The organism is uncultured Megasphaera sp., from assembly GCF_958350005.1.
Taxonomy (GTDB): Bacteria; Bacillota; Negativicutes; order Veillonellales; family Megasphaeraceae; genus Megasphaera.
Genome location: NZ_CATWFF010000033.1, coordinates 1 through 14,761 on the forward strand (window position 1 = coordinate 1; position 14,761 = coordinate 14,761).

Annotated in this window: 10 protein-coding genes; 3 read left to right on the forward strand and 7 right to left on the reverse strand. The window is 54.5% G+C overall.

Going from position 1 to position 14,761, the window contains the following annotated elements; all coding sequences use genetic code 11:
• Positions 1–1,274 (reverse strand): Na+/H+ antiporter NhaC family protein (locus tag Q3886_RS03310; protein WP_301859743.1); only part of this gene is annotated, 1,274 nt, incomplete at its 3' end.
• A gap of 135 nt (positions 1,275–1,409) precedes the next feature.
• Here Q3886_RS03310 and Q3886_RS03315 point away from each other — a divergent pair.
• Positions 1,410–2,000: a phosphatase PAP2 family protein gene (locus Q3886_RS03315; protein ID WP_301859744.1), complete on the forward strand. Its 591-nt coding sequence runs from the start codon at positions 1,410–1,412 to the stop codon at positions 1,998–2,000.
• 105 nt (positions 2,001–2,105) lie between these two features.
• Here the strand turns inward: Q3886_RS03315 and Q3886_RS03320 are convergent, their stop codons facing one another.
• From Q3886_RS03320 to Q3886_RS03330, 3 genes are all read right to left on the reverse strand, one after another.
• Complete coding sequence (locus Q3886_RS03320) at positions 2,106–3,467, reverse strand: sodium:alanine symporter family protein (protein ID WP_301859745.1); 1,362 nt, start codon at positions 3,465–3,467, stop codon at positions 2,106–2,108.
• 4 nt (positions 3,468–3,471) lie between these two features.
• On the reverse strand, positions 3,472–4,194 hold the full coding sequence (locus Q3886_RS03325) for a glycerophosphodiester phosphodiesterase (protein WP_301859746.1): 723 nt from the start codon (positions 4,192–4,194) through the stop codon (positions 3,472–3,474).
• A 294-nt stretch (positions 4,195–4,488) separates the two neighbouring features.
• Positions 4,489–6,570, reverse strand: a complete 2,082-nt coding sequence (locus tag Q3886_RS03330; RefSeq protein WP_301859747.1) for an OPT family oligopeptide transporter — start codon at positions 6,568–6,570, stop codon at positions 4,489–4,491.
• A gap of 250 nt (positions 6,571–6,820) precedes the next feature.
• On the opposite strand from Q3886_RS03330, the gene pepD reads away from it, so the two are divergent.
• A complete protein-coding gene (gene pepD / locus Q3886_RS03335) occupies positions 6,821–8,278 on the forward strand; it encodes a beta-Ala-His dipeptidase (RefSeq protein ID WP_301859748.1) in 1,458 nt (485 codons plus the stop codon).
• 53 nt (positions 8,279–8,331) lie between these two features.
• Here pepD and Q3886_RS03340 read toward each other — a convergent pair whose 3' ends face one another.
• The 3 genes from Q3886_RS03340 to Q3886_RS03350 are packed head-to-tail and all read right to left on the reverse strand — an operon-like array spanning position 8,332 to position 10,777.
• Positions 8,332–9,552, reverse strand: a complete 1,221-nt coding sequence (locus Q3886_RS03340) for an MFS transporter (protein WP_301859749.1) — start codon at positions 9,550–9,552, stop codon at positions 8,332–8,334.
• Positions 9,553–9,567: 15 nt separating this feature from the next.
• Positions 9,568–10,188, reverse strand: coding sequence for a hypothetical protein (locus Q3886_RS03345; protein ID WP_301859750.1), 621 nt, complete (start codon positions 10,186–10,188; stop codon positions 9,568–9,570).
• Positions 10,189–10,201: 13 nt separating this feature from the next.
• Positions 10,202–10,777 carry a xanthine phosphoribosyltransferase gene (locus Q3886_RS03350; RefSeq protein ID WP_301859751.1) on the reverse strand — a complete coding sequence of 192 codons (576 nt, stop codon included), beginning with the start codon at positions 10,775–10,777 and terminating at the stop codon, positions 10,202–10,204.
• Between the two features lie 188 nt (positions 10,778–10,965).
• Between Q3886_RS03350 and Q3886_RS03355 the strand changes: the two genes are divergently transcribed.
• Positions 10,966–14,709 carry a phosphoribosylformylglycinamidine synthase gene (locus tag Q3886_RS03355; RefSeq protein WP_301859752.1) on the forward strand — a complete coding sequence of 1,248 codons (3,744 nt, stop codon included), beginning with the start codon at positions 10,966–10,968 and terminating at the stop codon, positions 14,707–14,709.
• The last annotated feature ends 52 nt before the right edge of the window (positions 14,710–14,761 follow it).

The window sequence follows — 14,761 nt, forward strand, 5'->3', positions numbered from 1 at the left end:
GACAGGGCGTAATTCCACAGGGGGATGAAGTATAAATACCAGGCCGTCAGGATCGATGATATGGGCCCGTCTATGACGGACAGCGTAACCGAGCAGGCAATGGCCCAGGGAACGAGAGGCGTGACGACGACAGCTGTGTTTTCCAGCGCCAGGGCCATGCGCCGCCTGTCTGGCTCGACGGTGCGGCACAGCTGATGGGTCAGCATGATGGCCAGGGTCTGGTTGCAGGAAATCATGGCCGCTGCCACCGACGTGACCAGGATGGCGCCGAACGGAGATATTCTGCGGCTCAGCCGGGTCATGCCAGCCTGTATGGTATGCAGAAATCCTGTGCCGGCGAACATGCCGGCATAGCTGGCTGAAACGCAGATAATGGCCAGCACGTTGGCCATGGACAGGAGGCCGCCGCCGTGGAGCAGCTGCCACAAAGCCGGATCTTCCGGCTGAAATCCCAGCACATATGTCGACAGCAGCGTCGCTGCCGGCGTTTGCTGGATATATACGGCGACAGCCGTAGCAGTGGCAATACTGCAGAGCATAATGTATTTGACCTTGACCCGGAATGCAGACAGGATAACGACGGCCAGAGCCGGGACGAGAGTTTCCCAGGACAGGTAAAAGAACTGCGCAAATATGGTGACCGTACGGTCTCCGCCCGATGAGGAAGGAAAGAAAAAGCCTGCTGCCCCGTAGAGGATGCAGGATACCAGCAGGGGAAACGCGGCGGTCTTGACCATGAGGCGGCAGTTCGTAAAAATATCGGTTTTCGTAATAGCCGCAACCAGGAGGGCACTTGTCGACATGGGGGAGCAGCGATCGCCGAAGTAGGAACCGGCCAGAATGGCGCCGCCGGAATAGATGGGCGGCACGTTCATGCTGTTGGCAATGGTCATGCAGATGACGCCCATCGTAGCCGCTGTGCCGAAGGCCGTTCCTGTGAGGACGGAAATGAGGCTGCACAGCAGAAAGGAAGCCACGACAATATCGTCAGGATGACACCACTGGGCTGCGTGATATACGATATACGGAATAGTGCCGCTGGCCCGCCATGAGGCGGTCAGGATGCCTACGAGGGCCAGGGTGATGAGGACGTTCTGGGTCGTCCGGATTCCTGACAGGGCCAGAGCCGTCATGTCTTGCCACGATTTTCCCTGTTTCAGGCCATAGAGAAAAAATAAGATAAATCCGCCGATTAAGGCCAGTACCAGGGGCTGTCCCATGAGAAGACAGAGGATGAGAAAGGCTGAAAAAATAAGTAAAATAAACAGTTCCATGGTATGCTCTCCCGTTGACATACATCTGTACTGTCGTGTACAATTTGCATAACAGTACGTCTGAAAAATCGTACTTATCGTAACAAACAGAACTGCCAGGCGTCAAGAGACGGCTGGTACGGAAGGAGGGAGACTATGATTCGCAGTATCCTGTCCGTGGCTGTCATGGCCTGGCGTTATCGAAACGGGCTGGAACGGCTGTTTATCTGGATTGCCCGTTTTGGCTATCTTTGTTATCTTCTGTATGGAGCTATAGAATGGTTTCGGCCAGGAGCGCTGGAAGAGCGCCTGCGCCGCCGGAGAACGCTCCTCTATTGCCTCTTTGCCGTGAGCCTGGGCTCGGCCGTATCCTGGTGCATCGGTCATGTATGGCATCGGCCTCGGCCCTTTGCTGCCAGAAAGGAAATCGTTCCCGCCATTCCTCACGAGGAAAACGCGTCCTTTCCCAGCAATCATGCCATGAATTCCCTGGCCATTGCGGCCGTCATGTGCTGGCGCCGTGGCTGGCAGGGATTGCCCTTTCTTGCCGGTACGGTCCTGCTCAGCGCATCCCGTCTGGTCTGCCGCCTCCATTACAGGTCGGATATTCTGGGTGGATGGATTCTCGGCCTCATCAGCGCCGCTGCCGTCGTACGTTCGCAGGCAGCTGCCCGCACGGCAACGCAGATCCTGCGCATCTATGATATTACAGCCTATGCCTTCCGGCAGTGGCGGCGATTCTGGTAACCTGGTCATTCATCGTTCTGCAGGTATTATACATAAAGAAAAACAGGAGCAGCCGCGTCATGCAGCTGCTCCTGTTTATTGTCTGGATAAAGTAATATATACTGCTTACTTATCACGATGATAGAACTTGGGATTGCTGAAATATTCTTTTGTTTTCTGCCGTACCTGGGGGAACAGGACGAGGAGGGCAATCATGTTGGGGATGACGACCAGGCCCATGGCCAGGTCCTGAATACTCCAGACGACATTGATCTTCGTAATGGCGCCGATAATGCACAGGCAGGGGAAGATGTAGCGAATGCGGTTGGTTACTTTTTCACCAAAAGCATAGGTGAAGCTCTTCGACGCGTTCCACCACTGGCCCATGAGGGTTGTAAAGCAGAAGATGAGCAGGGCAAACGTGCCGGCGTGTTTTAACGGCGTCCAGACGGTGCCGAACGATTCCAGGGCCAGGACCGTTGCCGATTTGCCGGACGTGTACATGCCGGTTACGCCGACGACCAGGGCCGTAATGGTGCAGATGACGATAGTATCGACGAAGACTTCTGTAACGCCTGTAATCCCTTCATCGACAGGATGGGGAACGATGGAACAGCCGTGAGCAAAAGGCGCCGTGCCTTCGCCGGCTTCGTTGGAGTACATGCCGCGGGAAATGCCGTACTGCATGGCCTGAGCGATGACATAGCCGCCAGTGCCGCCGGCTACGGAATCAAAAGACCAGGCCTGCGTGAAGATTTCGGCAATAACGGCAGGAACCTGCTGGATGTTGAGGAGAATGACCAACAGGCCGATGATGATGTAGAAAATGGACATAGTCGGCACCAGGTTCATGGCCAGATTGGCCAGCCGCTTCAGGCCGCCCAGGGTAATGCACATGAGCAGAATGATGAGGACAACACCAGTTGCATACGTTGGTACGCCGTAGTTGGAATTGAGGATGCCGGAAATCGTGTTGGACTGTACCAGGTTGGCACCCATCATCTTCGTGCACATGAGAATGGCAATGACGACGCCGAGCCAGGGCATTTTCAGGCCGTCGCGGATGTAGTACATGGGGCCGCTCAGGAGGTTGCCTTCTTTATCCTTGCCGCGGTACATCTGAGACAGGACGATTTCGCCGTATTTCAGGGCCATGCCGAAGAAGGCTGCTACCCACATCCAGAATACGGCGCCCATGCCGCCGGAAACGATAGCTGTTGCTACACCGACGACGTTGCCGCCGCCGACATTGCCGGCCAGGGTGACCATCATGGCCTTGAAGGTGGAAATAGAGCCGTTGCCCCGGTCTTCGTGGCGGTTTTTAAAAGCATCAAACAAGGTCTTGCGCATAATAAATGAAAAATGACGGACCTGGATAAAGCCGTTAGCTACAGTGTACAAAATGCCCAGTCCCAGGAGGACGAAGACGAGCCAGCGGCCCCACAGCCAGGAGTTGATGAGTGTAAGAAGTTGTTCCAGTGAATCCATGTACTTATTCTCCTTTCAAAATACGCCGCACCATGTCGGGGTAGTTGCCAATCACGCAGTCTACGCCTTTTCTGAGCAGATCCTGCACATCCGCTTCCGTGTTGACCGTAAAGGTATTGATAATAATGCCATGAGACTTGATTTCGTCAACTGTTTCCTGGGTCAGACTGCCGTAATAGGGATGATAGCAGGCGACTCCCAGGTTTTTCGTGTACTGACCGGGATGGACCAGCCACGTTTCCGTCAGCAGGCCGTATGTCAGAGACGGAGCCAGTTCCTTCATGCGCAGGACGCTGAAATGATTGAAGCTGGAAATGATGACCCGGTCTTCCAGATGATACGCTTTCAGCGTATTCCAGACCTTTTCTTCAATGCCCGGATAGGGATAGACGCCGGTTTTCAGTTCAATATTCGTCACGATGGACTGATCTTTGGCCCACCGGCAGTATTCGTCAAAGGTCGGGATCGTTACAGCATCGATCTGGCCGCGGTACCGGTAAGAGGCGTCCAGCTTTTTCAGCTCGTCCAGCGTGTAGTCCCGCACCAGACCTTTGCCGTCTGTCGTGCGGTCCACCTGTTCATCATGAATGACGACAAGCTGGCCGTCTTTCGTGAGCTGTACGTCCATTTCAATGCCGTCTGCTCCGGCTTCGACTGCTTTCTGGAAAGCCAGCATGGTGTTTTCCGGATACATGCCACTAAAACCACGATGTGCAAAATTTTTCATTTTTTATTCCTCCTAAGTGTTCGTTACGCATACTTTTTGGATACACAGCAGTTTTTATGGCTTCTCATATCCATGAGTAAGTGTAGAGAAGCTATGTAAGAATTACATTGCTCCTGTGTAAATATTGCGTAAACATTTCGTATTCCACACTATAGTATACCAGCATGTTTTCTTTTAGGGTATACGAAAAAAATAAAATTTTTATGCAGAACAGCCCTTTTTCTGCTCATGAAAGAAACAGAAAAAGGGCTGTTTTTTAATGTAATTCTAATGAAGTTTTAATGTGTTTTTAATTTATTTTTTCGGCGAAAAAGGCGTCGAGAAAATATGGCGGACAAAGAGGAAAATAACGCCGATAAAGCAGAGAATACCCAGAATGTCGGCTGTTCCCTTGAAATCTTTGCCGACCAGGGCCAGCGGATTTTCGCTGCCGCCAGATGTGACGGATACGACGATGAGCAGGGCAATGATGACGCCCATAAGGCTTTCACCGACGATCAGGCCGGAAGCAAACAGGACGCCGCGGTGATTGCACGCTTCCACGTCGGCTTCTTCCTGGCCGGGGCTGCGCTGTTCTGCTCTGGCTCTCAGATAGCGGTGAACGAAGTATCCCATGACCGAGCCAATGACCAGGGGAATTTCCAGCGTCGGCGGCAGGTAAATGCCCATGCCGACAGCCAACGGGGGCAGTGCCAGGGCTTTCGTGTTTTTGGTCAGCAAATAGTCGACGATGATGGCGACGATGCCGACGCCAATGCCGAGGAGAATGAAGTTCCAGTCCAGGCTGGCACTGAAGATCCCCTGGGCGATTGTTGTCATGAGTGTTGCCTGCGGCGCAGACAGGGCCTGAGACGGGTCCATGCCAGCCCGGGGCAGGGCGCCGGTAAATCCATAGGCCTGATAGAGGAGATTGAGAACCGGCGCAATAGCCAGGGCGCCGATGAGAGAGCCCAAGATGAGGGCGACCTGCTGTTTCCACGGCGTAGCCCCTACGATATACCCGGTCTTCAGATCCTGCAGGTTGTCGTTGGAAATAGCGGCAATGCTGACAATGACGCTGGTAATGAAGATAGCCAGAGCCGTAGCGAATTTATCGCCGCCAGGCACGCTGAATACGCCAAAGGCGGAGCTGATGGCCAGGACGACCAGGGACGAAACAATAATCCCCAGAATGCCAATGCCGGAAATGGGGCTTGCCGATGTGCCGATAAGGCCGGCCATGTATCCGCAGGCAGCGGCGACGAAAAAGCCCATGAGCACGGCGACGAGAATGCCGACGATAATGTACGTCAGCGATACGGTCAAAGGCAGGCCGGCGGCGCTGACGAAGGAGTAGAACGTAATAAACAGGCCGATCAGGATTGCCAGGAATACGAGACCTACTGATTTGGGCGACATATCGATGTCCGTATGATGGAGAGCCTTCTTTTCTTCCGTATCATTGGCACGGATGGCCTGCAGGGACATTTTGATGCCGTCAATGACCGGCTTGGCCAGGCGAATCAGCGTCCATACAGCAGCAATGCCGATGCAGCCGGCGCCGATGAAACGGACTTTCTGCGCCCAGATAGCGCTGGCAAAGGCGGCGGCACTTTGTCCTTCTGCCGGCGTCAGGATGCTCGTCAAATAGGGGACGAAAACGACCCAGGCCAGCAGGGTGCCGACGAGGATGGCAATGCCGCTGGTAATGCCGATGAGATACCCCGCCCCGAGGAGGGCTGTAGAAAAGCCCAGAGGCAGCTGTGTCGTCGCAGTCCGTCCCAGGGTGATCCAGTAACTGAATTCAGACGACAACAGGTGGAATCCATTGGCGCAGAGACTGATGAGGCCGGCAACAGCCGTGCCGCCGACAATATCCTTCATGCCTGTTTCCTTTTTGGCCGATTCGTCGTGAGCTGCGTCGGCTTTGCGGATGTCGCTGCCGACCTTCAGGATTTCTGCAGCAGCCCGGCCTTCCGGATAGGGCAGGTCACTGGTGACGACCATGGCCCGGCGCAGGGGAATCGTAAACAAGACGCCCAGAGAGCCGCCGCAGCCGCAGAGCAGCAAGGTCTGCCAGAACGGGAATCCCTGCCAGTATCCGAGCATGAGGAGACCAGGCAGGATAAAGATAATAGCAGACAGCGTGCCGGCAGCCGAAGCCTGGGTCTGGACCATGTTGTTTTCCAGAATATTGGAATCCTTGAACATGCGCAGAATGGCCATGGAAATGACTGCTGCCGGAATGGACGACGAGAACGTCAGGCCTACTTTCAGGCCCAAATAGACGTTGGACGCCGTGAAGATGACCGTAATCAGTGCGCCCAGTATCATGCCGCGGATGGTTAATTCCGGCAGATTAGGGTAGGTCACGGCCGAATTCGGTTGAGAATTCATGGTAAAACCTCCTTTGTAGTAAAATTTCATATGTATCATGACAAATACTCACTTATAGTATACCTTATTTTCTTCATTTCGTCATATAGGCATAGTTGAATGTCCTGTTTGTCAATAACAGAATAAATACTCTGCTTTTAGGTGTAATCATACGAACAGTGCATAGTAATGAATAGGATAAGTGGCGCTGCCTGTGGTATAATACAAGACGAAACGAAACATAGTTTTTTTATGTAAGGAGGAATATATCATGAAAAATGATGCCGCTATTATTGATGGCGTACTGCAGGAATTTGCCGGTCTGGCCAAACATCCCCGTCCGTCACATCATGAAAAAGCAGTCAGTGACTATATTGTCAGCCGTCTCCGTCAGTTAGGGGTGACGCAGATTGTGCAGGACGAAGTATACAATATTATTGCCGATGTGCCGGCTTCTGCCGGCTGCGAAACGTGGCCGAAAGTCATGCTCCAGGGCCATATGGACATGGTCTGCGTTGCCAAGCCTGGCGTAGCCTATGATCCCCTGACCAGTGAAATAAAGCTCGTCCGGGAAGGAAACATTCTTCGCGCTGACGGCACCAGTCTGGGCGCAGACGACGGCGTTGCCGTTGCCATGGCCCTGTACCTGATTCAGCAGAAAGACGTAATCCACGGCCCGCTGCGCCTCCTGTTCACTGTCGACGAAGAAACAGGCATGACCGGCGCTACCCATTTGGACCCTAAATACGTGCAGGATGTGAAGTATGTCATTAACTGCGATTCCGAATCCATTGATGTCCTCTGCGTCGGCTCAGCCGGCAGCGTACACACTCATTTCTACCGGCCTCTGTCCTGGCAGCAGCCGCAGGGCGATACAGCCGTGGAAATCAGGGCCCACGATTTTGTCGGCGGCCACTCCGGTGAAACCATCAATGCCGGCAAGAGCAATGCCATTAAGGCTCTGGCTCAGGTACTGCGCCGCCTGTCTGACGCCGGTATTTCCTATTCCCTGGCCCATATAGACGGCGGCGTCGCTGCCAATGCCATTCCTTCGGCAGCTTCGGCAGTCCTCGTACTGCAGGACGGCGATGTACCGGCCGTTCAGGCTGTGCTGGAAAAGGCACACCACGAACTGACTGCTGTATACGGCGAAGTGGAAAAGACGGCGAAGTTCGAATGCCGTACGACAGCTATGCCGGCTAAAGTCTTTTCGGCAGACGATACGAAATCGCTGGTTCAGCTCCTGCTCCTGCTGCACTGCGGCGTCTTTGCCATGAATCAGACCCTGCCGAAACTGCCGGACCTGTCAGCCAATATCGGCACGATCCGGACAGAAGACGATCAGGTCGTAGTCCAGTACTTCCCCCGTTCTTCGTCAGATGCCCGCCTGCGGGAATTGATGCTGGCCCTGCCGGTCTATGCCGAAGTGACAGGCTGCACGATCCAGATCGCATCGCCTGAACCGGCATGGACGGAAAATCCGCACAGCCGCCTGGTTCCGCTCTTTGCCGATGCCTATGCCGAAGAAGCAGGCCATAAGCCGCGCATTGAAGCCATGCACGGCGGCCTGGAAACGGGCTACTTCTACGCCATGAATCCGAATCTGGACATCGTCTCCGTCGGCCCGACGACGCACGCCATCCACAGTGCCGACGAATCGCTGGAACTGGATACGACAGCCCTTCTGGTCCGCATCATTGCCCGGACCCTGGGACGGTTAAAAGAGTAAGATACGTTATACATATGAAAAAGCTGTTGACATCAACGTGCCAACAGCTTTTTTTAGTATTTATTTTCTTCTTCCCGGGAACGGACGAGTTCCATCTGCTTGTAGGAGAAGCGGCCTGTCCGGCCAATGAGTGCGTAGTATAAGGGAATGCCCAGGAGGGCAATGACGGCGGCGCCGAAATAGACGCTGGAAAATCCGTACAGCGGCGCCAGGCCGCCCAACAGGAAGGGACCAATGCCGACGCCGAAGTCGACGAAGACAAAGAATGTCGACGTTGCCAGGCCGATGTGATCCGGCGGCACGCCGTGAATGGCCAGGGCCTGTCCCGACGAGGTGACAGTGCTGTAGCTCAGGCCCAGGAGAATGCCGCCCAGGGCGAAGAGCCAGTTGCTGTCGGCCAGCCCCACCGTGGCCATGCACAGGGCCATGACGACCAGGGTCGGATACATGACGGCATCGCCGCCGTGATGATCCAGGAAGCGGCCAATAATGGGACGGCTGAAAAAGGAGGTGACTGCATAGGTGCAGAAAAAGAGGCTCCCTGCAACAAGGAGATTCATGGTCTGCGCATAGGCGCCGATAAAACTGAGTACTGTGGCATAGCCAATGCCGCAGAGGAGGGAGACCATGGAAATGGGCAGTGCACTGGGAGAAAAGAAACTGTCCCAGCGGACCGATTTCAGCTCTTTCCATTCTTCGGCTGTGCAGTGGTGTTCGGGCACGCGGATCATGGCGGCCAGAATAAAGGTAATGAGGGACAAAATCAGACAGGCATAGAGATTGAGGTAATAGTTTCCGCCGCTGCATAAGGTCATGCCCAGAAAGGGACCGGCAGCTGAGGCCAGCGTGTTTCCCAGAGCATAGTAGCCGATTCCTTCGCCGCGCCGCCTGGGCGGGACAATGGCGCCGACAATGGTGCTGGCTGCCGTGGCGGCAATGCCGTATGCCGCGCCATGGAGACAGCGGACGACCAGGAAGGCCGTAAGGGAGCTGGCAAAAAAGTACAGCGGCACTGAGGCCAGGTAGATGACGGCGCCGGCGAGAAGAAAGGATTTCCGTCCCAGGGCATCAATGACATGGCCTGTCAGGATGCGGAACAGCAAGGCGCCTATAATAAAAATGCCTGATGCCAGACCGGCTTCGCTTACGGCGGCGTTCCATGTATGCATGGCAAACTGCGTCGACCAGAGCATGAGCTGGTACATAATGACATACAGGAGAAAATTGATGATAATGGCGAGAATGAAGTCGCGCGTCCACAAGGCGTCCTTCAATGGCGAGACCTCCTTTTACAGCGAATCAAACAGGTATTTTGTGTCGTAGCTCAGATCCATGTACTGGGCAATGGTGTCGTCGTCAAAGCCGTATTCTTCCGATTTGCGAAGGACCTTGCCCAGGCGCATCTGCATCTTCTTCTTAGACGACACCGGTTCTTCATATTCAATGCGCAGCAGGCGGGCCGCTTCCGACCGGTCTTCAACGTGTACGAACAGGCCCTGATCAAAGGTCAGTTCATAGACTTTGCGGAACGCATGGGGAAGCTGGAAGCCAAAGGGGACAAAGTATTTGTCAATAAAGCCGTTGGCAATGAGAATAGAGCCGGTGTAATCCATGACATGAGACAATTCATACTTTAAGTCGCCTGCCGGCGAGTTGAATGGTTCCGGTGCAATGCCGTCAATGGCCGGCGGGGTCATGCCGTTGTTATTGGTCAGCAGCTTGTGCAGGGTCAGCATCTTGTCGTCGTTAAATCCGAAAATGGCCGTATAGCCGCGCAGACAGGCTTCATTATACATGATGGGATGGAGCCCGAAGGATTCGATGGAAAAAAAGGTGTCTACGTGTTCGATGGCAACGATGCTGAGCTTGAACTGGGCGAAGTCAAAGCCGTCAAAAAATTGGGCGCGCATAAGTTACTCCTGTCTAATCGGCGAATATGGGAACGTTGTTTTCAAAGCGGGCAATGCGGGCCAGCGATTCTACGCGGAAGCCGGCGTCTTCCAGGGTCTTGCGTCCGTTCTGGAAGGTCTTTTCCACGACGATGCCAATGCCGGAAACGGTGCATCCTGCCTGGGCGGCCAGCTTTGTCAGGCCTACGGCAGCGGCGCCGCTGGCCAGGAAGTCGTCAATAATGAGGACGTGTTCTCCTTCATGGAGATAGGCTTTGCTGATGGACGCCGTATATTCTTCCTGTTTCGTGTAGGAGTAAATGGACGCCGTATACTGTTCGCCCTTGGTGAGAAGAGATTTTTTCTTGCGGGCAAATACGACAGGCAGGTTGTGCATGGCCAGGGATACGGCGTAGGCCACGGCAATGCCTGACGATTCGATGGTGACGATGCGGTCCACCGGGCAGTCCTGGAAGCGGCGGGCAAATTCCTGTCCAATATGGGTAATCAAGGTCGTATCAATTTGCTGGTTTAAAAAATTGTCTATTTTTAAAATACGGTTGTCAATGATGATGCCGTCTTCTAAAATACGGCGCTTTAATTCGTCCATGCCGGAACCTCCTGGAAATCGTCTCTCTACTATGGCTGTACAGGGTTTATCAATAATATATCAGTCTAATACGAAACCATAGGCAAGTCAATCAATACAGCGGAATTTCTAATTTACTTATACTGGCAAAACAGGTATACTAAGAACGTAATACCATAGTGGATATATATTTTTAGGGAGGTCATGACATGCAGTCTATTCGACGTTTGTATGTTGCTAAGAAAGGCGTTTTTGCCGATGAAGCGAAACGCATGCTGACAGATTTACAGGAAAATTTGCTGATCAGGGGACTGACAGATGTCCATATTTACCACCGCTATGACGTAGCCGGCCTGGATGATGCCTCTTTTGATGCGGCTAAGAATATGATTTTTTCCGAACCGCCTGTAGACGCAGTCTATGACGAACTGCCCGTACATGACGGCGATACGGTTCTGGCTATTGAATACCTGCCTGGCCAGTATGACCAGCGCGCCGATTCGGCCATGCAGTGCCTGCAGATGCTGACCATGAAAAATGACAGCCTCGTCCGGACGGCCCGGGTCGTCGTTCTGTCAGGGAAGCTCTCTGATGCCGATATTGCGGCTATCAAGCATTACTGCATCAATCCCGTCGAAGCGCGGGAAGCGTCGACAGCGCCGGTTACGACCCTGGAAATGGCCTGGGAACAGCCTGATGCTGTTGCCTCTATAGATGGATTTACGACCATGGACGACGCGGCTCTTCAGGACGTGTCAGCTCATATGGGCCTGGCCATGAGCTTTGATGACCTGAAGTTCTGCCAGACCTATTTCCGCGATGAAGAACACCGGGACCCGACGATTACGGAAATCCGCGTCATCGATACGTACTGGTCCGACCATTGCCGTCACACGACATTTATGACGGAACTGACGGATATTTCCTTTGAAGACGGGACTTTCACGGTGCCGGTACAGCGGGCGTATGAAGCGTATAAGACGACGCGGCAGAAACTGAACCGCCAGAAGCCACAGACTCTCATGGATATGGCTACCATTGCCGTAAAAGAACTGAAAGCTGCGGGCAAGCTGGATAATCTGGATGCATCGGAAGAAATCAATGCCTGCACCATCATTATCCCTGTCGACGTAGACGGCGTGGAAGAAGAATGGCTCCTCCTCTTTAAAAACGAAACCCACAATCACCCGACGGAAATCGAACCCTTCGGCGGCGCTGCCACCTGCCTGGGCGGCTGTATCCGCGATCCCCTGAGCGGCCGGTCCTACGTCTATCAGGCCATGCGTGTCACCGGCGCCGGCGATCCCCGCCAGCCCATCAGCGATACGCTCACGGGCAAGCTGCCGCAGCGCATCCTGACCACGGGTGCCGCCAAAGGCTACAGCTCCTACGGCAACCAGATCGGTCTGGCTACGGGCGAAGTCAAGGAATACTACCATCCCGGCTTTATTGCCAAGCGCATGGAAATCGGCGCTGTTCTCGGTGCGGCACCGCGGAGCAACGTCATTCGTGAAGTGCCCGTTCCCGGCGACATCATCATCCTTTTAGGCGGAAAAACGGGCCGTGACGGCTGCGGCGGCGCTACGGGCTCGTCGAAAAAACATACTGTTGAATCGCTGGAAACGTGCGGTGCTGAAGTACAGAAGGGCAATCCTCTGACAGAACGGAAAATTCAGCGCCTCTTCCGCCGCCATGAAGCGACGGTCCTGATCAAGCGGTGCAACGACTTCGGTGCCGGCGGCGTGTCCGTTGCCATTGGCGAACTGACTGACGGCCTGAATATTAACCTGGATAAGGTGCCGAAGAAATACGAAGGCCTGGACGGTACGGAACTGGCTATTTCCGAATCGCAGGAACGGATGGCTGTCGTCGTCGCTCCGGAACATGTCGATGAATTCATGAAATATGCAGCCGAAGAAAATCTGGAAGCTACCATCGTGGCCGTAGCGACGGATTCGAAGCGCCTGGTCATGCACTGGCGCGGCCAGAACGTCGTCAATATTACGCGGGCCTTCCTCGATACGAACGGCGTTACGCAGCAGCGCAAAGCCGTCGTCGTTGCTCCGGAAGAAAAGAATTTCTTCAAAGCAGCTCCCGTTACGGATGTAGCCAAGGCCTGGCTCGATACGATGGCAACTCTCAATGTCGCTTCCGAACAGGGCCTGGCCGAACGCTTTGACAGCACTATCGGCGCCCGGACGGTCCTCATGCCCTTTGGCGGCAAGTATCAGAAGACCCCTGTAGAAGGGATGGTTGCCAAGATTCCGGTTGTGCACGGCAACACGACGACAGCCAGCATTTTCACTCATGGCTATGACCCCAATATGGCTGTATGGAGCCCCTTCCACGGCGCTCTCTACGCAGTCGTACAGTCTGTGGCCAAGCTGGTAGCCCTCGGCGGGGACCGCAAAAAGGTATACCTGACGATGCAGGAATTTTTCCAGAGCCTGGGGACGAACGAAAAAGCCTGGGGCCAGCCGGTCAGCGCCCTCCTGGGAGCCTATACGGCACAGCAGGCCCTGGAAGTGGCGGCTATTGGCGGCAAAGACAGCATGAGCGGTACTTTTGAAAATCTGACAGTACCGCCGACACTCGTATCCTTTGCCATTGTGCCGGAACATACGAATCATATTATTTCGCCGGAATTCAAACAGCCCGGCAGTGCCGTCCTGCTGTTTGACCTGCCCCGTGATGCAGCTGATGTGCCTGATTTTGCCGTATTCAAGGAAAACTGCGACTTCCTCCATCAGGCTGTTCTCGACGGGAAAGTCCGGGCCATGCACGCTGTCGGCCAGGGCGGCATTGCTGCTGATCTGGCGCAGATGGCCTTTGGCAACGGCATTGGCGTGGAAATAGACGGCTCCCTGGATGTACAGGACCTGTTTGACCTCCGCTACGGCGCTATTCTCGTTGAAACTGATACGGATACGGCCGTTTCCTGGGTACGCCGTCCTCACGTGCGCCGTGTTGGCCTGACCCGTAGCAGCGGCGTCATGGAAGTTGGCAGTGTGAAGATTTCCCTGAAGGATCTGCAGAAAGCCTGGGAAGAACCGCTCAGCAAGGTATTCCCCATTACCTGCAAGAGCGGCAAAGGCGATGCCGAACTGCCCCTCTTTACGACGTACGGACCGCGGCGCAGCGAATCCTTCGGCACACCTCGCGTTTTCATCCCTGTATGCCCGGGAACGAACTGCGAATACGATTCGGCAGCTGCCTTTGAACGGGCCGGCGCCACGGCTGACGTCATGGTACTGCGCAACAACACGGCGCAGGATCTGGCTGAATCCATTGAAGAAATGGCCAAACGCATTGCCAAAGCCCAGATCATCATGTTCCCCGGCGGCTTCAGTGCCGGCGACGAACCGGACGGCTCGGGCAAGTTCATTGCCACCTTGTTCCGCAACCCTGCTCTGGCAGAAGCGCTGGAAACGCTGCTGTACCAGCGCGACGGCCTGGCTCTGGGTATCTGCAATGGCTTCCAGGCTCTCATTAAACTGGGCCTTCTGCCTTACGGCCACGTACAGCCGCTGAAAGATGACAGCCCGACGCTGACCTTCAACACTATTGGCCGTCACCTGTCCCGCATGGTCAATACGAAGGTCGTCTCTGTCATGAGCCCCTGGTTCAGCAACGTCAAGGCCGGCGATGTCCATACCATCGCTATTTCTCATGGTGAAGGCCGGTTCGTCGCTTCGCCGGAACAGATCCGTGAACTGGCTGCGAAAGGGCAGATTGCTACGCAGTATGTCGACCTGTCCGGCAAGGCTACCTATGACAGCGAATACAACCCGAACCAGTCCGTCCTGGCTGTGGAAGGCATTACGAGCCCTGACGGCCGCGTTCTCGGCAAGATGGCCCATACAGAACGGTACAGTGCTCCTGATATCTTCGAAAACATCAGCGGCAACAAACTCCAGCCCATCTTCGCTGCCGGCGTAGCTTACTTTAAGTAAACACGACAGTTGTAGAATACAAAAATTCCCGGCATAGAACACACTATACCGG